The following is a 20695-nucleotide window of genomic DNA, read 5'->3' as shown; positions in this document are numbered from 1 at the left end:
AGCTGCCGGCGCAACGCCCATTGCGGCGACCATGGTGCGGGCGGTCACTGCGTCATTCCGTCTTGGGCGCCTCCGCGGGCGGCGCCTGACGACGGGTAATTTCGCGCGCTGCCTTGTCGAGCAGCGCCTCGATTTCGCTGCGGCACAGCGCCTTCAACGGCGGCGACGACGCGCTCGGCAAAGCTTTTTTGTCGAAACGCGTGTGTAGACGCAGCAGCACATCCCAACCGCCGAATTCCGCGCGACGCAGCCGGAAGGCTTCGCGCGCGATCCGGCGCACCAGATTCCGCGTGGCCGCGCGCGGCGCATACTTCTTACCGATCACGAGGCCAAGACGCGCCTCGTTGCCGGTGGGCCGGCCGTACACGACAAAGTGTGCGGTACGGCGCCACGGCCGCAAACGAAAAACGGATGAAAATTCATCCGTTTTTAGCAGCCTTGCGGCTTTGGGGAAGGCGGCTTGCGCTCGCAACGGAACCGAGCCCGGTTGCTGCGCCCCGGCCGCTCCCGCTTCGCCGCGGGTTTCGGTCACAGCGCGCAATCCGCTTGCCTTAGATCGCGAGGCGCTTGCGGCCCTTCGCGCGACGTGCGTTGATGACCTTGCGGCCGCCAGCGGTCTTCATGCGAACGCGGAAGCCATGGGTGCGCTTGCGACGGGTAACGGAAGGTTGGTAAGTACGTTTCATGTTGCTCTCACTTGATCGAAAAAAACCGCGCGATCATCGCTGAAAGCGCAATGGCCGGTGGTTTACTGAAATTTGGTTTTCGCGGAACCCACTATTTAAACTGGTTTTCCGTTGGCCGTCAATAGTTTAGCCGTCGTCTGGCGCAGCCGGGGGTTGCCGGACCAAGCGATCGGTCCCTGTGGATAACTCACTTTCGGGTTCGTTTTGGCGTTAGAATCTCGCCTTACTTCCCAAAAATGTTGCACGCCGCTCCGGCACGCTTGTCCCGCAGACCCTTGTGGCACAGGCGCCTGGGGCTGTTACGCCTGGCTGCTCAGGGCCTTGTTGCGCGTGCGCGACAGGGGCAGCGGCGACAGCCGTGCACACCATAACGATAGCAACTTGATGAACGAATTCTGGCAACACTGTTCCGCATTGCTGGAGCGTGAGCTTACGCCCCAGCAGTACGTGACGTGGATCAAACCCTTGGCCCCGGTCGCCTTCGACGCCGATGCGAACACGTTGAGCATTGCCGCGCCGAACCGCTTCAAGCTCGACTGGGTCAAGAGCCAGTTCTCCGGCCGCATCGCGGATATGGCCCGCGATTTCTGGCATGCGCCGGTGGACGTGCAATTCGTATTGGATCCGAAGGCAGGCATGCGTAGCCCAACGGCCGCGGCGCCGGCTCCGTCGTCGGCACGCCCGGCTTCGGCCGCGCCGCAGGGCGGTAATGCCGGCGGCGTCGCGGCCGTCGATGCGGCTGTCGGCGCCGTGCACGCCGCGCATGCCGCGCGCGCGAATCCCGCAGCCGCGGCTGCGGCGCTCGCAGCGCAAAACGCTAATTCGCGCAGCGCCGCCGAAGACGTCGCAGACCTCGATCTGCCGAGCCTGGACGCGAACGAAGCCGCCGCCGGACGTCGCACGTGGCGCCCAGGCCAAGGCGTGGGCGCGACGGCATCCAGCGAGAGCGACTCGATGTACGAGCGCTCGAAGCTGAACCCCGTGCTGACCTTCGACAACTTCGTGACCGGTAAGGCGAATCAGCTCGCGCGCGCCGCGGCGATCCAGGTCGCCGACAACCCCGGCATTTCGTATAACCCGCTGTTCCTGTACGGTGGCGTGGGCCTCGGCAAGACACACCTGATCCATGCTATTGGAAATCAGTTGCTGATGGACAAACCCGGCGCGCGGATTCGCTACATCCATGCGGAACAGTACGTGTCCGATGTCGTGAAGGCGTACCAGCGCAAGGCGTTCGACGACTTCAAGCGCTACTACCACTCGCTCGACCTACTGCTGATCGACGATATTCAGTTCTTCTCGGGCAAGTCGCGCACGCAGGAGGAATTCTTCTACGCTTTTGAGGCGCTGGTCGCCAACAAGGCGCAAGTGATCATCACGAGCGATACGTATCCGAAGGAAATCTCGGGTATCGACGATCGCCTGATCTCGCGCTTCGACTCCGGCCTGACGGTGGCGATCGAGCCGCCCGAACTCGAAATGCGCGTCGCGATTCTGATGCGCAAGGCGCAATCGGAGTTCGTGAGCCTGAATGAGGATGTCGCGTTCTTCGTCGCGAAGCATCTCCGCTCGAACGTGCGCGAGCTCGAGGGCGCGCTGCGCAAGATCCTCGCGTATTCGAAGTTCCACGGCCGCGAAATCACGATCGAACTGACCAAGGAAGCGCTGAAAGACCTGCTGACGGTGCAGAACCGGCAGATTTCGGTGGAAAACATCCAGAAAACGGTCGCCGACTTCTACAGCATCAAGGTCGCGGACATGTATTCGAAGAAGCGTCCGGCGAACATCGCGCGGCCGCGGCAGATCGCGATGTACCTGGCGAAGGAATTGACGCAGAAGAGTCTGCCGGAAATCGGCGAGCTTTTCGGCGGGCGTGACCACACGACGGTGCTGCACGCGGTGCGCAAGATCGCCGACGAGCGCAGCAAGGACGCGCAGCTGAATCACGAACTGCACGTGCTGGAGCAGACGCTGAAGGGCTAAACGGGCTGGCCGCACGCGACCGTGAAACGGACGTCGGCGGCAGGAAACGCTGGAAGCGGCTACGCAGTGGTTTGAATGAGGCCGCGAAAACGCTGTAAATCGAGAAACGGGCAGGGGACTCACAACCCGGCGGCGCTGTCGGGTCCGAACGGGAAATGACAAGGAACGCGACGGTAAGCGGGCAGAAGCGACGTAAAAGGCGCGGCAAACCCGTGACGAATTTGCGGCGCAACCGGCCAGAAGTGGCGGAACAACGAGCCTGCGAACCGGTAGCGCCGCGCAGCGGCGCGACAAGTCGGCGGCAGCCCGGACCACGCCCTACAAAATCGACCTGTTTATTCCCGAACTCGCCCCCATTTTAGTGAGGCGGTCCCGTTTTCAGGCACAATACAGGTTTAACCGCCCGGCGGCGACGGGCGGATTTCACGCCGTGTCGGGCGCTTTTCAGGGCGCCGGCGGGGAGCCGTGGCTGCGCGCTGAAACGCTTGTCCCGTAAGGCGTGCAGGCCGTTATACCAACGAAGGAACCCTATGCAACTGGTCAAGACCGAACGCGACAACCTCCTCAGGCCGCTGCAAACCGTGAGCGGCATCGTCGAACGCCGCCATACGTTGCCGATCCTCGCCAATTTGCTGATCACCAAGAACGGTCCTGACGTATCGTTCCTGTCGACCGACCTGGAGTTGCAGATCACCACGCGCGCCGATTTCGGCGTGGGCGGCGATTCGGTCGCGACCACGGTGGCAGCGCGCAAGCTCCTCGACATTCTGCGCGCGATGCCTGACGGCCAGGTCACGCTGACGCTGAACGACAAGCGTCTGACCGTGCAATCCGGCAAGAGCCGCTTTGCGCTGCAGACGCTCGCCGCGGACGAATTCCCGACCGTCGCTCACGCCAAAGACTACGGCGCGAGCCTGGTGGTTCCTCAAAAGACGTTCCGCCAGTTGCTCGGCATGGTCCATTTCTCGATGGCCCAGCAGGACATCCGCTACTACCTGAACGGCATGCTGCTGGTGGTGGACGGCGATCAGCTGATGGCGGTCGCGACCGACGGTCACCGTCTCGCGTTCTCGTCGATGAAGATCGAGGGCTCCTTCGCGCGCCACGAAGTGATCATTCCGCGCAAGACGATTCTCGAACTGCAGCGCCTGCTCGAAGACATCGACGACACGCTGAAGATCGACATCGCGCAGACGCAGGTCAAGTTCACGTTCGGTCAGGTTGAACTCGTGTCGAAGCTCGTGGAAGGCAAGTTCCCCGACTTCCAGCGCGTGATTCCGAAGTCGCACAAGAACAAATTCCAGATTGGCCGCGAAGAACTGCAGCGTTCGCTGCAACGCGCGGCGATTCTGACGTCGGATAAGTTCAAGGGCGTGCGCTGCATCGTCGAGCCGGGCCAGTTGAAGATCATGTCGACCAACGCCGATCAGGAAGAGGCGCAGGAAGAACTGGAAATCGCATACGACGGCGACAGCGTCGATATCGGGTTCAACGTCACGTATCTGCTCGACGTGCTCGCGAATTTGAAGGTCGACATGCTGCAGGTGAGCCTGGGTGATGCCAGCTCCAGCGCGTTGATCACGATTCCCGAGAACGACGAATTCAAGTACGTGGTGATGCCGATGCGCATCTGACGCGTCCAACATCAAGAAGAACACCAAGGGGCGCAGCGCCCCTTTGGCGTTTTTATGGCGTTTTGAAAAGTCCAGAGCAGCAACCTTGCAGTAACGCAGAACCGGAAAAAATCCATGACTGAAACGAACAATACGCAGCCCGATAACAGCTACGGCGCCTCGTCCATCCAGATCCTCGAAGGTCTGGAAGCCGTGCGCAAGCGGCCTGGGATGTACATCGGGGATACATCGGATGGCACCGGTTTGCACCACCTCGTGTTCGAAGTGCTCGACAACTCGATCGACGAAGCGCTCGCCGGGCATTGCAACGACATCCAGGTGATCATCCACGCGGACAACTCGATCTCGATCACCGACAACGGCCGCGGCGTGCCGACCGGCCTGAAGATGGACGACAAGCACGATCCGAAGCGCAGCGCCGCCGAAATCGTGATGACCGAGCTGCACGCCGGCGGCAAGTTCGACCAGAACAGCTACAAGGTGTCGGGCGGCCTGCACGGCGTGGGCGTGTCGTGCGTGAACGCGCTGTCGGCGTGGTTGCGCCTCACCGTGCGCCGCGACGGCAAGAAGCACTTCATGGAATTCCACCGTGGTGTGCCGCAGAACCGCGTGCTCGAAGAGATCGACGGCGTGACCACGTCGCCGATACAGGTGATCGGCGACACCGAAAACCGCGGCACCGAAGTGCATTTCATGGCCGATGAAAAGATTTTCGGCAATGTTGAATACCACTACGACATTCTCGCGAAGCGGATTCGTGAGCTTTCGTTCCTCAATAACGGCGTGCGGATTCGATTGGTGGATCAGCGCTCGGGTAAGGAAGAGGATTTCGCGTTCGTCGGCGGCGTGAAGGGTTTTGTCGAGTACATCAACAAGAACAAGTCCGTGCTGCACCCGAACATCTTCCACATCATCGGCGAGAAGGATGGTGTGGGCGTCGAAGTGGCGATGCAGTGGAACGACAGCTATAACGAAAACGTGCTGTGCTTCACGAACAACATTCCGCAGCGCGATGGCGGCACGCACCTTACCGGTCTGCGTGCGGCGATGACGCGCGTGCTGAACAAGTACATCGCCGATCACGAAGTCGCGAAGAAGGCGAAGGTCGAAACGTCGGGCGATGACATGCGTGAAGGGCTGTCGTGCGTGCTGTCGGTGAAGGTGCCGGAGCCGAAGTTCAGCTCGCAGACGAAGGACAAGCTGGTGTCGTCGGAAGTGCGCGCGCCGGTGGAAGAAGTGGTCGCAAAGGCGCTCGAGGAATTCCTGCTCGAGACGCCCGGCGACGCGAAGATCATCTGCGGCAAGATCGTCGATGCGGCGCGTGCGCGCGACGCGGCGCGCAAGGCGCGTGAGATGACGCGCCGTAAGGGCGTGCTCGATGGCGTCGGTTTGCCCGGCAAGCTCGCCGATTGCCAGGAGAAGGATCCGGCGAAGTCGGAGATTTATATCGTCGAGGGTGACTCGGCGGGTGGGTCGGCGAAGCAGGGGCGTGATCGGAAGTTTCAGGCTATCTTGCCGCTGCGCGGCAAGGTGCTGAACGTCGAGAAGGCGCGCTACGACAAGCTGCTTTCTTCCGAGCAGATCGTTACGCTGATTACCGCGCTTGGCTGCGGGATCGGCAAGGAAGATTACAACCTCGACAAGCTGCGCTATCACCGCATCATCATCATGACCGATGCTGACGTCGATGGCGCGCACATCCGGACGCTGTTGTTGACGTTCTTCTATCGGCAGATGCCGGAGATGATCGAGCGCGGGTATATCTATATCGCGCAGCCGCCGCTTTACAAGATCAAGGCGGGGAAGGATGAGCGGTATCTGAAGGATGAGTCGGAAGTCAACGCTCATATTCTTCGGCTCGCGTTGCAGGGGTCGGAGTTGGTGGCTTCTGAAGGTGCGACTCCGATTACCGGGGATGCGTTGGGTGAGTTGGCTCGGGCTTATCTGTTGGCGCAGGCAGTGGTTGACCGGTTGAGCCGGCTGTATGACGCTGGTGCGCTCGAGGCGGTGATGGATGGCGTCGTTATCGACCTCTCCAGCGAGCAGGCGGCCGAAGCTTCGGCTCGCGCGCTTGAGGCGAAGCTGCGGGATGATGCGCTGAAGCCGGAAGTGCGCGTTACGACGATGTATGACCCGGTGCGGGAGCTGCGCTCGCTGCGCGTCGCGCGGACGCATCATGGGAATCAGAAGATTTCTGTGATCGATGAAGAGTTTCAGTTGACTGCGGATTATCAGCAGCTTGTGACGACCGCTAATACGTTCAAGGGGTTGATTGGCTCTGGCGCTGTGATCAAGCGTGGGGAGCGGAGTATGGCTGTCACCGACTTTAAGAGTGCGATGAAGTGGCTGCTGGCTGATGCTGAGAGGAATATGTCCAAGCAGCGCTATAAAGGCCTCGGGGAGATGAATCCGGAGCAGCTTTGGGAGACGACTATGGATCCTGCGGTGCGGCGTCTTCTTCGGGTGCAGATCGAGGATGCTATTGCTGCTGATGGCATCTTTACTACGCTCATGGGGGATGATGTGGAGCCGCGCAGGGCTTTTATTGAGTCGAATGCGTTGAGGGCGGGGAATATCGACGTTTGAGGGTGTATGTAGGTAGACGCATAACCTGAGAAAAACGGGCCCGTAAGTTGAGAAACTTATGGGTCTTTTTATTAATAGTCAGGCTGATGAACAATACGTCGACGTGCTGATACTGCTTGAGCTTTTCTTCCTGCTCGCGGAGTCGACATTCAGGCCAAACAGCTGTTGGTGGCTTTCTTCGAGTTTTTGCTCCTCTCCCGTTCAGGAATCAACCTGGGGGCGGCGAAGTGAAATGGGCGCTACGCTCGCGCGTCGACCGCGCTCGGCGGTTCCGGACGGCTAAAGCGACTCGAATCCTCGACTTTCTGGACATGCGCGACCCGGCGAATCGATAAAGTGCCTGCCGTCTGCCGTCTGCCGTCTGCCGTCTGCCGTCTGCCGTCACTGTCTGTCGTATCACGACAATTCTGTCATTTGCATTGCATTCCTGCCCGGACCGCCTATAACGCTGCATAAATAACTCTGTCCGTACTCATGGGAGACGGCCATGTTCGCAAGTGTGAGAGGCTTGCCGTTCCTTTTGCTAGTCCTTGTGCTCCTTTGCATTCCGCGCGTCCCCTACGCGCAGGTGGCGCGAATGGAAGTCATTCCATTCGAGTCGATGACGCTCACAGACGAGCAATTTCTGGCCGGAAGCGAAGACGGCAAGCGCGTGACGATAGCCGGTGAATTGCGGCTGCCTCGACCCGGGACCGACAGGCTGCCCGCCGTCATACTGCTGCACCCGTCTGGGGGTATCGGCGGCCAGATAGCGGACTGGGAGCAGTGGTTCCTGTCCTTGGGCGTTGCCACTTTCGTTGTCGACAGTTTCACGAGCCGAGGCATAGAAAACACAATCAATGACCAGAGTCAGCTTGGCAGACTCGCCCAGACAGAAGACGCGTATCGCGCGCTCAGCCTTATTTCCAAAAACCCTCATGTCGACGCGAGCCGCGTGATGCTAATGGGCTTTTCCCGTGGAGGGCAAGACACGCTCTACGCGAGCATGGTGCGCTTCCAGAAAGCGCATGCCGATGCGTCGAGTCCAGGATTTGCAGCCTATGTTCCGCTTTACCCAGACTGCAGTGCCCACTACCTCGATGACGACAACGTATCAAAGGCTCCCATTCGCATATTCCATGGAAGCGCAGACAACTATGACCCGGTCGCGCCTTGCAAGGCCTATGTGGAACGGCTGAAAGCCAAGGGGGCGGACGTAGAGCTGACCGAGTTTGCCGGGGTTAATCATATTTTCGATGCGCGCGCCTTCGCACATCCAACCTCCCTGCCGAAAGCGCAAACAGTGCGCAATTGTGCATGGGAAGAACACAGTGCGGGACATTTGCTTAACGTCAGAAGCAACCTGCCGTTCTCATATGCGGACCCCTGTGTCGAACGGGGCGTGACAATCGGGTACGACGAGAGCGCGACGGAGCAAACGAAGAAGGCAATAGCCAACCTGGTTACCACTACGCTTAAGCCGACACCGACACGTGCCCCGTGATTCCGTCGAGACTGGCGGGAACAGCATTGCTTTGGGCTGTTACGTAAAACGCGCGGAGATTTGCTTTCTGCGAGATCTTCAAAAAATGGCCTTCCACCCGAGGCCACTTATCCACATCCCCCTTTGGAAAACTTTTGTAGAAACAGCCGAACACATTGTGGGCGAAACCTTGATAAATGCGCCGCGTTAACCGGTCGGCTAAAACTTTTCCCTGGCTCCGTTAACCTGTCCGCCCGCGCTCCCAAGGGTTATCGATTCTGCAGCGCGTTGATCCGTAAACGAACTTCCACGTTATCCACAGCCGAACGCCCCACTTGTTAACTATTACTACGTATACATATACAAAGACTATAAAAACCGGAGAAGCACGCCGAAACACGCGCAACGTATACGCACATAACGACAGCAACAACGCAGGACGCAGAACCAGCGAGCACCAACCCAGCCACCCACACCTCACCCCAACGGCAAACAAATCTCCGTAACCAACTCCGCAGGCGCAGTCTCCTTGGGACTGTTCAAATACTCCTCAAACACCGGCGCATCCGCTGCCTCCCTCCCAGACTGCACGAGCCAGGTCCCATACAACCACTCATAAGCCGCTCGCATATCGCTATACGGCCCCACATGCCGCAACACCGCATATTCCCCACCGCGTATACGCGTGGCAGAAACCGCCCCACCCATCCCAACAGCCGAAGCCACTTCAGCCATCACAGGCCCCGGCAACAACACAGCCGCCTTCGACCGCAACGCCTTCTCCTCGACCACTCCCGGATCATCGAAGTAAACCCCGATCATCCGCATCTGCGCCTCCAGCAGATTATGTTTCGCAAGCCACCCCAACAAAGCATCAAAAGCCTTTCCGATCTGCATATAAGGTCCGACATGATCGACCGACAAAATTTCCATCGGCTCCACATAGCGAATCACGACCTCACGAATCATCGTCATCTGATCGTCTCCTGAAAGCGCCGGACGAAACCGGCTATGCGTGCCTTGCCTGCGATACTGCGCCGGCGGCACACCAAACACCGCGCGAAACGTCCGCGAAAAAGACTGCAAACTGCTATACCCCGAACGCTCGGCAATCTGAGCAATCGGCATCGAACTACTCGCAAGAAAACCCGCTGCGCGATGCAACCGTAAACGCCGCACGGTCGTCGCGACCGTCTCGCCATACATCGCCTGATAAATCCGGTGCCAGTGATACGGCGACAGACACGCAATCTCCGCAAGCCGTCCTATATCGAGCGGTTCGTCGAGGTGATCGTAGATATGGTCGAGCACGCGTGCGAGTCGCGTCTCGTATCGAGCCCGATGGTCTGATTCGTTCATGACTGGACCGCAGAAAATTGGCGCGAGAGGATGCGAACAAAGTATCACGTCAGCGAGTGTCGGCCGTTTACCAAATCCTGCGGATTTCAAGTGGTGCGCACAAAGGCGATTGAGCGCCTGTTGACCGCGCCCCGTGGACGCGAGCAGGAGCGCCAAACACAGCATCGGCAAACAGCCCCAATCTCCGCAACGTGACGCTGCCGCCGTTTGGCGCTATCGTGTAGTGAGCGGCACCAGCACCAGCACCAGCAGCAAGCAACCTGCAGCATGTAACCGCCGTTCCCATTCCTACCCGCGTTCGCGAGGCGATGGAGCCGCAAACATGAGCTACACCGAGTCGATCGGCAGTCGCACGTACCGCTTCGCCGACCTGAAGACCCTGCTCGCGAAAGCGAGCCCGCAACGCTCGGGCGACCAGCTCGCAAGCATCGCGGCAGCGAGCGAAGAAGAGCGGGTCGCCGCCAAAATGGCGCTCGCCGAGGTGCCGCTACGCACGTTCCTGAACGAACCGCTGATCCCCTACGAAACCGACGAAGTCACCCGCCTGATCATCGACGATCACTCGCCAGCAGCCTTCGCCGAAATCTCGCATCTGACGGTAGGCGACTTCCGCAATTGGCTACTCAGCACCACAACCGACACCGACGCACTCACCCGCATCACCGAGGGCCTAACACCAGAAATGGTCGCCGCCGTCTCAAAGCTGATGCGCAACCAGGACCTGATCACCGCCGCCCGTAAACGCCCGGTCATCACACGCTTTCGCAACACGGTCGGTTTACCGGGCCGCATGTCCGTACGCCTGCAACCGAACCATCCAACCGACGACGTCAAAGGCATCGCCGCCTCGATGCTCGACGGCCTGATGTACGGCTGCGGCGACGCGCTGATCGGCATCAACCCCGCGAGCGACAACCTCGCCGCGATCACGAAGCTGCTGCAGATGATCGACGACTTCCGCCAGCGCTATCAGGTACCGACGCAGTCGTGCGTACTCACGCACGTGACGAGCACGATCGCCGCGATGGAAAAAGGCGCGCCGGTCGATCTCGTATTCCAGTCGATCGCCGGTACCGAAAAAGCGAACGCGAGCTTTGGCATTTCGCTCGCGCTGCTGCAGGAAGCGTACGAGGCGGGGCTGTCGCTCCAACGCGGCACCGTCGGCAGCAATCTGATGTACTTCGAAACGGGGCAGGGCAGCGCGTTGTCGGCGGATGCGCATTTCGGCGTTGACCAGCAGACCTGCGAGGCGCGCGCCTATGCGGTCGCGCGCAAGTTCAGGCCGTTTCTGGTGAACACGGTAGTCGGGTTCATCGGCCCCGAGTATTTGTACGATGGCAAACAGATCACGCGCGCGGGTCTCGAGGATCACTTCTGCGGCAAGCTGCTCGGCGTGCCGATGGGTTGCGACATCTGCTACACGAACCACGCCGAAGCGGACCAGGACGACATGGACAATCTGCTGACGCTGCTCGGCGTAGCGGGCATCAATTTCATCATGGGCGTACCTGGCGCGGACGACGTCATGCTCAACTATCAGAGCACATCCTTTCACGACGCGCTGTACGTGCGCGACGTGCTCGGTTTGCGCCGCGCGCCGGAATTCGAGGAATGGCTGGAGTCGATGCAGATCATCGACGCACGCGGCGCGTTGATCGGCCCATCGGCGCGGCAACCGCTGCTCGAAGGTGCGCGCGACTGGATGGGGATTGCATGAGCGAGAACGACGCACTCGACAAGGACCCGTGGAGCGCACTGCGTCGGTTTACGCAGGCACGCATCGCGTTGGGCCGCGCGGGCAACAGCCTGCCGACCGCGCCATTGCTCGCGTTCAATCTCGCGCATGCGCAGGCGCGCGACGCCGTGCACCATCCGCTCGACGTGGACCCGCTGCACGCACAACTGCGCGCGCAAGGTTTCAACACGCTTGACGTGCATAGCGCCGCGCCGGATCGCGAGCATTATTTGCGGCGCCCTGATCTTGGGCGGCGTCTGTCGGAGGAGAGTCGCGCGACGCTTGCCCGACTGCCATCGCAATCAAGCGATGTGCTGTTTGTGATCGGCGATGGTCTATCGGCGTTCGCCGCATCGAAGCAGGCTGTACCGTTGCTGCAAGCTATACATCCAAAGCTCGCGGGTTGGACCATCGGTCCCGTAGTGGTCGCGCGTCAGGCACGCGTCGCACTCGGCGACGAGATCGGCGAATTGCTCGACGCGAAAATCGTCGTGATGCTGATCGGCGAGCGGCCGGGTTTGAGTTCGCCGGATAGCCTCGGCATCTACGTCACGTACGCGCCGAAAACGGGGTGCAGCGACGCCCAGCGCAACTGCATTTCCAACGTGCGCCCGCAAGGCCTCGACTATCCGCAGGCCGCGCACAAGCTGCACTATCTGCTCACGCAGGCGAGGAAGCTGAGACTGACAGGGGTGGGCTTGAAAGACGACAGCGATGAGCTGCTAGCCAGCGCTCCGACGCATCCTGCCGTGAACGACGGTTCAGCGTAGGACGCAACGAGCGCAAACCTCACGCGCCCGTCACTTCCGCAACAACCTCAACCCATTGCCCACTACCAGCAAACTCGCACCGACATCTGCGCACACCGCCATCCACATCGTGCCGAAGCCCATCAACGTCAGCACGAGGAACACGCTCTTGATGCCAAGCGCGAGCGCGATGTTCTGCACCAGCACCCCGTACGTCGCCTTCGACAAGCGGATAAACGCCGGAATCTTCCGCAGATCGTCGTCCATCAACGCGACGTCGGCGGTTTCGATCGCGGTGTCGGTACCCATCGCACCCATCGCGAAGCCGATGTCAGCGCGTGCGAGCGCGGGCGCATCGTTGATGCCGTCGCCGACCATGCCGACCGTCGCGCCATCGCTCGACCATTGCGTGAGCGCGTCGAGCTTGTCCTCGGGCAACTGATCGCCGCGCGCTTCATCGACGCCGACCTGCTGCGCGATCGCCTCGGCGGTATGACGGTTGTCGCCGGTCAGCATCGTGGTGCCGACGCCGAGCCGCCGCAATTCGGCGACGGCGGCGCGGCTCGTTTCCTTCACCGTGTCAGCGACCGCAAACAGCGCGAGCACGCGCTGCGCATCGGCGAGCATCACGACGGTTTTGCCGTGCTGTTCGAGCGCATCGAGACGCGCTTCGAGTTGCGGCGAGCAGCGGCTCAACTCTTCGACCAGGCGATGATTGCCGAGCCAGTACGCGATACCGTCGATATCGCCGCGCACGCCGCGCCCAGCGATCGCCTGGAACGCATCGACGTGCAGATGTTCGACGCCGTCGTCATTGGCGGCAGCAGCGATCGCCATCGAAACAGGGTGGTCGGAGCGGCCCCCGAGGCTTGCCGCGAGCGTGCGGTATCGGAACGTTTCACGCGCGTCACCAACCACCTCAAACTCCGTCTGCACTGGCTTCCCGTGCGTAATCGTCCCGGTCTTATCGAGCGCCAACCGGGTCAGCTTGCGACCCTGTTCGAGATAAACGCCACCCTTGATCAGAATCCCCTTGCGCGCCGCGGCCGCGAGCCCGCTGACGATCGTCACCGGCGTCGAAATCACGAGCGCGCACGGACACGCGATCACGAGCAGCACCAGCGCCTTGTACACCCACGCGTGCCACGCTCCACCGAACACGAGTGGTGGGACCAGAGCGACGGCGAGCGCAATCGCGAACACGATCGGCGTATAAACGCGCGCGAATTCATCGACGAAGCGCTGCGTCGGCGCCTTCGTGCCCTGCGCCTCCTCGACCGCGTGGATGATCCGCGCGAGCGTCGTGTTGCCCGCGGCCGCCGTCACTTGATAATCGAACGAGCCCGCCTGGTTGATCGTGCCGGCGAATACGGCGTCGCCGATCGCCTTGTCGACGGGCAGGCTCTCGCCGGTGATCGGCGCCTGATCGACGCACGAGCGGCCCGCGACGATTTCGCCATCGAGCGCGATCCGCTCGCCCGGCTTCACGCGCACGAGCGTCCCGGGCACGATCGCGTCGACGCGGACGGGCTGCCACGCTCCATCGGGCTGCTGCACGCTGGCCTGTTCGGGCGTGAGCCGCATGAGCCCTTCGATCGCGTTGCGCGCGCGGTCGAGCGAGCGCACCTCGATCAGCTCGGCGATCGTGAAGAGCACCATCACCATTGCGGCTTCGGGCCACTGGCCGAGCAGCGCCGCGCCGGTCACGGCGATGCTCATCAGCGCATTGATGTTCAAGTTGCCGTTGCGCAGCGCGACCCAGCCCTTGCGATATGTCGTGAGGCCACAGGAGGCAATCGCGACGACCGCCATACCCGCCACCACCCAGGCCGGCGCGCCGAGCCAGCTAGCGGCTTCTGAGGCTCCCGCGACGATGCCGGCGAGGATCAGGGGCCACCACGGCTTACGCATTGCGTCAGTGGCTGCTTGGGGCACCGCGTCGGCGTTCCCACCCTTTCCGGCGTCGCTTGCCAGTTCGGGCGTGAAGTCGAGCGAGCGCAGGGCGGCGAGGACCGACTCGAGCGCCTCCGGCGCGTGGACGACAGTCAGCACGCGCTGCATCAGGTTGAAGTCCATGCTACGCACGACCGGCATACGGCCGAGTTTCTTGCGGATCAGCGCTTCCTCGGTCGGGCAGTCCATCTGCAGGATGCGGATTGCGGTGCGAAGGTCGTCGTCGAGGGCTTCGGACGGAGGCAGGCGCAGCGACGCAGGCGCAAAAGCGCTAGCGGCGCAGCAAGCGACAGCAGCGTGATCATCGGCGTGGCCGTGATCATGGTCGCGCCGCGCATCAACGTCGCCGCAACCCCCGTGCATACAGGCCTCGTCCAGTTCCGGACGATCGGTGGCAATACGGCTGCTGTCAGGCATTGGTGGCTTCCTCGTGCGATTTGTGGTCTAGTAAACACCCTGAAGCCACTACAAGGTCAAGGCCGCGTGGAGGAAGGGTCCATGAAAATCGGCGAACTGGCGAAAATCGCCCATTGCACGACGGAAACCATCCGTTTCTACGAGAAAGAGCGCCTGCTGCCCGAGGCGGAGCGCACCGAAGCCAATTACCGCAGTTACACGGCAAAGCATGTCGAGCGCCTGCGCTTCATCCGCAATTGCCGCGCGCTCGACATGACTCACGACGAAATCCGCGCATTGCTGCGTCTGACCGACGCGCCGGCGAACGGCTGCGGCGGCATGCATACGCTGGTCGACGAGCACATCGCGCACGTCGACACGCGTATCGAAGAACTGCAGCAGCTGAAGGCGCAACTGACGACGCTGCGCGACCAATGCCACGGCGAGCATCCGGTCGAAGACTGCGGCATCGTGCACGGCCTGACCGACATGGATGTGGCCGTGCCGCGTCCGCGGCATACGCATCTCGGCTGACGCCATGCTTGCCGTCGAGCGCTATCGCGTCACGACGCAGCGCCGGCGCGGCAACCCCATACACGGCAAGGCCGCATATGCGACCTTGCCGATCGATCATCGAATCCAGTTGGAGAATCAACGTGTTCACCTGTAGAAATCAGTCCTGCGGCGCGCAGTGGGAGCAATCCGACGTCGTCATCAAGAACGAAGGCCAGGGGCTGCTGTTCCGCTGCCCGCTGTGCGGCGCGCGCAATTACGTCGAGCGTTTCGACGGCGACAACGGCGCGGTGCTGTACGAGCAGTTGCCGGGCCGCCCCGATCAGGGCCCGATGGCCGAGTAATCTCGATTCCTACAGACGATCCTATGAACAGTCCAACCCCCGCCGGCGCCGCATTCAGCGAGCTGCCGCTACCGCCCGCCACGCTCGCGAACCTGACGCAGCTCGGCTACGTCGAGATGACGCCGATCCAGGCCGCGAGCCTGCCGATCGCGCTCGCCGGTCAAGATCTGATCGCGCAGGCGAAAACCGGTAGCGGCAAGACCGCGGCGTTTTCGCTGGCGCTGCTCGCGCGCCTCGATGTACGCAAATTCGGCACGCAGGCAATGGTGCTGTGCCCGACGCGCGAACTCGCCGATCAGGTCACGCAGGAAATCCGCCGTCTCGCGCGCGCGGAAGAAAACATCAAGGTGCTGACCTTGTGCGGCGGCACACCGATGCGTCCGCAGACGGCGAGCCTCGAACATGGCGCGCACGTCGTGGTCGGCACGCCCGGCCGCATCATGGATCACCTCGAACGCGGCAGCCTCGATCTGCAATCGCTGAACACGCTCGTGCTCGACGAAGCCGACCGCATGCTCGACATGGGTTTCTTCGACGACATCGCGAAGGTCGCCAGGCAATGCCCGAAAGAGCGCCAAACGCTGCTGTTTTCGGCGACGTACCCCGAGGGCATCGCGAAGCTGAGCCAGCAATTCCTGCGAAACCCGAAGGAAGTCAAACTCGCCGAGCGGCACCACGACAGCAAGATCCGTCAGCGCTTCTACGAAGTGACCGAAGACGAGCGTCTGCACGCGGTCGGTCTGCTGTTGAATCACTATCGTCCGGTCAGCACGATCGCGTTCTGCAACACGAAGCAGCAGTGCCGCGATCTGCTCGACGTGCTGCGCGCGCAGGGCTTCCATGCGCTTGCGCTGCACGGCGAACTCGATCAGCGCGAGCGCGATCAGGTGCTGATCCAGTTCGCGAACCGCAGCTGCTCGGTGCTCGTCGCGACCGACGTCGCCGCGCGCGGCCTCGACATCGCGCAACTCGAAGCGGTGATCAACGTCGACGTGACGCCGGACCCGGAAGTGCACACGCATCGCATCGGCCGCACGGGCCGCGCCGATCAGGAAGGCTGGGCGCTGAGTCTCGCGACAATGAACGAGATGGGGCGCGTCGGTGGGATCGAGCAGGCGCACAAGCGCGACGTCGAATGGCACAAGCTGGCCGAGCTGAAGGCGGGCAACAACGAACCGCTGCTGCCGCCGATGGAAACGCTGCAGATCCTCGGCGGCCGCAAGGACAAGATCCGTCCCGGCGACGTGCTCGGCGCGCTGACCGGCGACGCCGGCTTCGCGGGCTCGCAGATCGGCAAGATCAACGTGACCGACATGTCGACCTATGTCGCGGTGGAGCGCAGCATCGCGCGCGAGGCGGTGCGCCGGCTCAGCGCGGGCAAGCTGAAGGGGCGCAAGGTCAAGGTTCGTTTGATGGATGAAGCCTGATTCACCCGAAGCTCCGGCTTTCATTGAAAGTCCAATAACTCGAAAAACGGCCGCGTTAGCGGCCGTTTTCGCGACCGGGCCGCTCAGCATCACATTCCTTCATACCTACGCAGTTACCCACATTCCCCGAAATCCACACCGCGTCCCCGTAAACCATGAACCCGCCGGCTTAGGCCTGCGTCGAGCGGCTTCGCGCGAGCCATGAAGAAAACGCATGCCGCGCATGACAAAGTTTCGATTGTGAGCGTTCTTTGGCTGATGCCTAATCACCCCACCGGAAGGAACGCCCCGCCGCCGCCATTCGCGCGGCCGCCGGCGGGTGTAGATAGGGAGAAAGTCTTATGCAGAGCGCCATGCAAGCCCGCTCGAAACTGCCGGACGTCGGCACCACCATTTTTACCGTGATCGGCCAACTGGCCGCGCAACACGATGCGTTGAACCTGTCGCAGGGCGCGCCGAATTTCGCGCCGGACCCGAATCTCGTCGACGGCGTCGCGCAGGCGATGCGCGCCGGCCACAACCAGTACGCGCCGATGGCCGGCATCGGCGCGCTGCGCGAAGCGCTCGCCGACAAGGTCGAAACGCTGTACGGCGTGCGCTACGACCCCGCCAGCGAGGTGACCGTGCTCGCGAGCGCGAGCGAAGGTCTTTATTCGACGATCAGCGCGCTCGTGCATCCGGGCGACGAAGTGATCTACTTCGAGCCGTCGTTCGACAGCTACGGTCCGATCGTGCGCCTGCAGGGCGCGAAGCCGGTCGCGATCAAGCTGTCGCTCGATCACTTCCGCGTGAACTGGGATGAAGTCGCCGCCGCGATCACGCCGAAGACGCGCATGATCATCGTCAACACACCGCACAATCCGACCGCGACGATTTTTAGCGACGCCGATATCGAGCGGCTGAAGGCGCTCACGCGCAACACCGACATCGTGATTCTGTCCGACGAGGTCTACGAACACGTCGTGTTCGACGGCGCGAAGCATCAGAGCATGGCGCGCCATCAGGAACTCGCCGAGCGCAGCGTGATCGTGTCGTCGTTCGGCAAGTCGTACCACGTGACCGGCTGGCGCGTCGGCTACTGCCTCGCGCCCGCCGCGCTGATGGACGAGATCCGCAAGGTCCATCAGTTCATGGTGTTCTCCGCCGATACGCCGATGCAACACGCGTTCGTCGACGCGCTCGCCAATCGCGACAGCTACCTCGGCCTGTCCGACTTCTATCAGAAGAAACGCGATCTGCTCGCGCATGCGCTGCGCGAATCGCGCTTCGAACTGTTGCCGAGCGAAGGCAGTTTCTTTATGCTCGCCCGGTTCCGCGGCTTCTCCGATGAAAGCGACAGCGATTTCGTGCTGCGCCTGATCCGCGATGCGCGCGTCGCGACGATTCCGTTGTCGGCGTTCTACACCGACGGCACGGATTCGGGGCTGATTCGCCTGAGTTTCTCGAAGGACGACGCAACGCTGCTCGAAGGCGCGCGGCGTTTGTGTGAAATCTGAGCGGGCGAGAGCACACTCAAAGTATCGAAGTCGTCAAAGTATTCGAAGAATGAAGGGAGATGTCATGAAGTTGCTCAAGTGCTTGTTGGCGCTGGCCTGTGCCGGCGCGTCGCTCGCAACATCGTCGGCGGCAAGCGCCGCCGATACCGCGACGCTGCGTTTCGGCGTCGAAGCGCAGTACCCGCCGTTCGAGTCGAAAGGACCGAACGGCGAACTGCAAGGGCTCGATATCGACGTGGGCAACGCGGTCTGCGCTGCCGCGCACATGACGTGCAAGTGGGTCGAAACCTCGTTCGACGGCCTGATTCCGGCGCTGCAAGGCCGCAAGTTCGACGCGATCAATTCAGCGATGAACGCGACCGAGCAGCGCCGCCAGGCGATCGATTTCACGACCGTCGTCTATCGCGTGCCGTCGCAGCTGATCGCGCGCAGCGACAGCGGTTTGCAGCCGACGCCCGAGTCGCTGAAGGGCAAGCGCATCGGCGTACTGCAAGGCTCGATTCAGGAGACCTTCGCTAAGGTGCATTGGGAACCGGCCGGCGTGATCGTGCTGCCGTATCAGGATCAGAACCAGGTCTATGCCGATCTGACGGCTGGCCGTCTCGACGGCACGCTCGTGCTCGCACCGGCCGGACAAACGGGCTTTCTGTCGAAGCCCGAAGGTAAGGGCTACGCGTTCGTCGGTCAGCCTGTGCGTGACGACAAGATTCTCGGCAGCGGCATCGCATACGGCATTCGCAAGGGTGATACCGCGCTGCGCGATCAGTTGAACGCCGCGATCGCGAAGGTGCAAGCCGACGGCACGGTGAAGACGCTCGCCGCGAAATATCTCGGCAATATCGACGTCAGCGCGAAGTAATCGCGTCGCGTTCGGGCGGCGGCGCCGTTTGCGAGCGGCGCCGCGCGTTCGCTTGTTGGCCATGCGTTTGACGGCTACGATACGTAGGCTTCGCGAAGTCGGAGACAACGGCGAAGTCGGCGGATCAACCGGAGAGTGCGCATGAGCGAGACGATCGAAGCGGCAAGCGCTGCGAACACCGCACGCGCAAATGGCGCAGACGCGCCGCGCTTCTGGCGCAGCGCGGCGCTGCCGTTCATCGAGGCGCGTTCCATCGACGATGGCCGCAAGGTCTGCTACGCCAAACATTCGCACGAAACGTTTTCGATCGGCGCGGTGACGGGAGGCCGCAGCGTGTACCTGAACCGCCACGCGCGGGAATGGGTCGGCGCGGGCGCCGTCGTGATGATGAACCCCGACGATGTGCACGCGTGCAACCCGGTTGCCGGTGAGCGGTGGTCGTATCGGATGCTGCACGTCGACGTTGCATGGTTCACGAAACTGCAGCACGAGCTGGGCTTCAACGAGAATCATGCGTTCCGCGCGTTTTCGCAGATCATGACGCTCGACGCCGCGCTGTTCGACGGCGTGCGCTGAAACTCGACGATGTGTGCGAAGCCGCCGGGCTGTCCGCGTCGCACCTGATACGCGCGTTTAAGCTGCGCTACGGCATGACGCCCCACGCGTATCTGATCAACCGACGCATCCAGTACAGTCGCGCGCAACTGCGGCGCGGGGCACTGATCGCCGATGTCGCGCTCGATGCCGGCTTCGCCGATCAGGCGCATTTGCAGCGCACCTTCAAGCGGCTGGTGGCGGCGACGCCGGGCCAATATCGCAGCGGAGCGTGACGCGGCATGAAGCCGCCTCAGGAATCAGGCGCGGCTCGCGTCACTCCACGAGCAGATACATCGCACTGAGCGCGAGCAGCGCCGCCATCACGCGATTGAACGCCCGGACCCGCTTCGCTTCACGCAGATGCCTGCGCAAAAACGTGCCGGCATACGCCCAGCTCGCGATCGATAGATAGCAGATCACGAAGTACAGCGTCGTGAATTGCCAGACGAGCCCGCCGTCGCCGCCTGCCGCATACGCGCCCATGCCGGCCAGCGACGCGAGCCACGCCTTCGGATTGAGCCATTGCATGGCCGCGCCTTGCGCGAACGACGGCCCGCGCGCCGGCTTGTCCGCGCCGAGCTGGCCGTCATCGATGGTGAGCTTGTAGGCCATATAGAGCAGAAAGCCCACGCCCGCCCATTTGACGATCTCGATCAGATTGGGAAAGCGCGCGAGCAATTCGTGCAGGCCGAGGCCGATCAACAGAAGCAGCAACGTGAAACCGACCGTCGCGCCAGTGACGTGCCGCAGACTCGCGGCGAGCCCGTGCTGCGCGCCGGCGCTCAGCGCGACGACGTTGACCGGGCCGGGAGAAATGGAACTGGCGAGCGCGAACGCGGCCATCGAGAGTAATGCGGTCATCGGATGCCTCGAACGTGAGTGTGCGAATGGATTGCGACGCTCAACGGTAACGAGG

The 20695-nt window shown here is 62.0% G+C and carries 16 protein-coding genes and 1 pseudogene; 12 read left to right on the top strand and 5 right to left on the bottom strand.

Annotation, left to right across the window (positions count from 1 at the left end; genetic code table 11):
* Positions 1-52: 52 nt before the first annotated feature.
* Both OKW39_RS11865 and rpmH read right to left on the bottom strand, forming a co-directional pair.
* Positions 53-532, bottom strand: a complete 480-nt coding sequence (locus tag OKW39_RS11865) for a ribonuclease P protein component (protein WP_429407888.1) — start codon at positions 530-532, stop codon at positions 53-55.
* A 19-nt stretch (positions 533-551) separates the two neighbouring features.
* Positions 552-686, bottom strand: coding sequence for a 50S ribosomal protein L34 (rpmH, locus tag OKW39_RS11860; RefSeq protein ID WP_004198824.1), 135 nt, complete (start codon positions 684-686; stop codon positions 552-554).
* Between the two features lie 384 nt (positions 687-1070).
* On the opposite strand from rpmH, the gene dnaA reads away from it, so the two are divergent.
* The 4 genes from dnaA to OKW39_RS11840 all read left to right on the top strand — a co-directional run bounded on the left by dnaA (position 1071) and on the right by OKW39_RS11840 (position 8372).
* Positions 1071-2669, top strand: coding sequence for a chromosomal replication initiator protein DnaA (dnaA, locus tag OKW39_RS11855; RefSeq protein WP_221309137.1), 1599 nt, complete (start codon positions 1071-1073; stop codon positions 2667-2669).
* A 530-nt stretch (positions 2670-3199) separates the two neighbouring features.
* Entirely contained in the window at positions 3200-4303 is a 1104-nt protein-coding gene (gene dnaN, locus OKW39_RS11850) for a DNA polymerase III subunit beta (RefSeq protein WP_429562741.1), read from the top strand.
* 114 nt (positions 4304-4417) lie between these two features.
* On the top strand, positions 4418-6889 hold the full coding sequence (gyrB, locus tag OKW39_RS11845; RefSeq protein ID WP_090802282.1) for a DNA topoisomerase (ATP-hydrolyzing) subunit B: 2472 nt from the start codon (positions 4418-4420) through the stop codon (positions 6887-6889).
* Between the two features lie 577 nt (positions 6890-7466).
* Positions 7467-8372: a dienelactone hydrolase family protein gene (locus tag OKW39_RS11840; protein WP_244145098.1), complete on the top strand. Its 906-nt coding sequence runs from the start codon at positions 7467-7469 to the stop codon at positions 8370-8372.
* A 456-nt stretch (positions 8373-8828) separates the two neighbouring features.
* Here OKW39_RS11840 and OKW39_RS11835 read toward each other — a convergent pair whose 3' ends face one another.
* Positions 8829-9710 carry an AraC family transcriptional regulator gene (locus OKW39_RS11835; protein ID WP_429362624.1) on the bottom strand — a complete coding sequence of 294 codons (882 nt, stop codon included), beginning with the start codon at positions 9708-9710 and terminating at the stop codon, positions 8829-8831.
* A gap of 322 nt (positions 9711-10032) precedes the next feature.
* On the opposite strand from OKW39_RS11835, the gene OKW39_RS11830 reads away from it, so the two are divergent.
* Together OKW39_RS11830 and eutC are read left to right on the top strand one after the other, a co-directional pair.
* The gene (locus OKW39_RS11830) at positions 10033-11427 is read left to right on the top strand and encodes an ethanolamine ammonia-lyase subunit EutB (RefSeq protein ID WP_429562740.1); all 1395 of its coding nucleotides are present in this window, start codon (positions 10033-10035) and stop codon (positions 11425-11427) included.
* Positions 11424-12215: an ethanolamine ammonia-lyase subunit EutC gene (eutC, locus tag OKW39_RS11825; protein ID WP_184060925.1), complete on the top strand. Its 792-nt coding sequence runs from the start codon at positions 11424-11426 to the stop codon at positions 12213-12215. Before OKW39_RS11830 ends, eutC begins: the two co-directional genes overlap by 4 nt.
* Positions 12216-12245: 30 nt before the next feature.
* Here the strand turns inward: eutC and OKW39_RS11820 are convergent, their stop codons facing one another.
* Entirely contained in the window at positions 12246-14564 is a 2319-nt protein-coding gene (locus OKW39_RS11820) for a heavy metal translocating P-type ATPase (RefSeq protein WP_429562739.1), read from the bottom strand.
* An 81-nt stretch (positions 14565-14645) separates the two neighbouring features.
* On the opposite strand from OKW39_RS11820, the gene cadR reads away from it, so the two are divergent.
* From cadR to OKW39_RS11790, 6 genes and pseudogenes are all read left to right on the top strand, one after another.
* The gene (gene cadR / locus OKW39_RS11815) at positions 14646-15077 is read left to right on the top strand and encodes a Cd(II)/Pb(II)-responsive transcriptional regulator (protein ID WP_090802273.1); all 432 of its coding nucleotides are present in this window, start codon (positions 14646-14648) and stop codon (positions 15075-15077) included.
* A 122-nt stretch (positions 15078-15199) separates the two neighbouring features.
* Positions 15200-15400 carry a hypothetical protein gene (locus tag OKW39_RS11810; RefSeq protein ID WP_090802271.1) on the top strand — a complete coding sequence of 67 codons (201 nt, stop codon included), beginning with the start codon at positions 15200-15202 and terminating at the stop codon, positions 15398-15400.
* Positions 15401-15423: 23 nt separating this feature from the next.
* Positions 15424-16827 (top strand): ATP-dependent RNA helicase DbpA, encoded by a 1404-nt coding sequence (gene dbpA / locus OKW39_RS11805; protein ID WP_090802270.1) that lies wholly within the window; start codon positions 15424-15426, stop codon positions 16825-16827.
* 341 nt (positions 16828-17168) lie between these two features.
* Positions 17169-18323, top strand: a complete 1155-nt coding sequence (locus OKW39_RS11800) for a pyridoxal phosphate-dependent aminotransferase (RefSeq protein WP_429562738.1) — start codon at positions 17169-17171, stop codon at positions 18321-18323.
* Between the two features lie 64 nt (positions 18324-18387).
* A complete protein-coding gene (locus OKW39_RS11795) occupies positions 18388-19182 on the top strand; it encodes an ABC transporter substrate-binding protein (protein WP_090802267.1) in 795 nt (264 codons plus the stop codon).
* 141 nt (positions 19183-19323) lie between these two features.
* Positions 19324-20012 (top strand): annotated as a pseudogene (locus OKW39_RS11790) (AraC family transcriptional regulator).
* Positions 20013-20052: 40 nt separating this feature from the next.
* Here OKW39_RS11790 and OKW39_RS11785 read toward each other — a convergent pair.
* Complete coding sequence (locus OKW39_RS11785; protein WP_090802265.1) at positions 20053-20640, bottom strand: LysE family translocator; 588 nt, start codon at positions 20638-20640, stop codon at positions 20053-20055.
* Positions 20641-20695: the final 55 nt, after the last annotated feature.

Source organism: Paraburkholderia sp. MM6662-R1 (assembly GCF_050436245.1).
Classification (GTDB): Bacteria; Pseudomonadota; Gammaproteobacteria; order Burkholderiales; family Burkholderiaceae; genus Paraburkholderia; species Paraburkholderia tuberum.
Note: the sequence above shows the minus strand (reverse complement) of the source record. Positions and strands in the feature narration are given on the sequence as shown.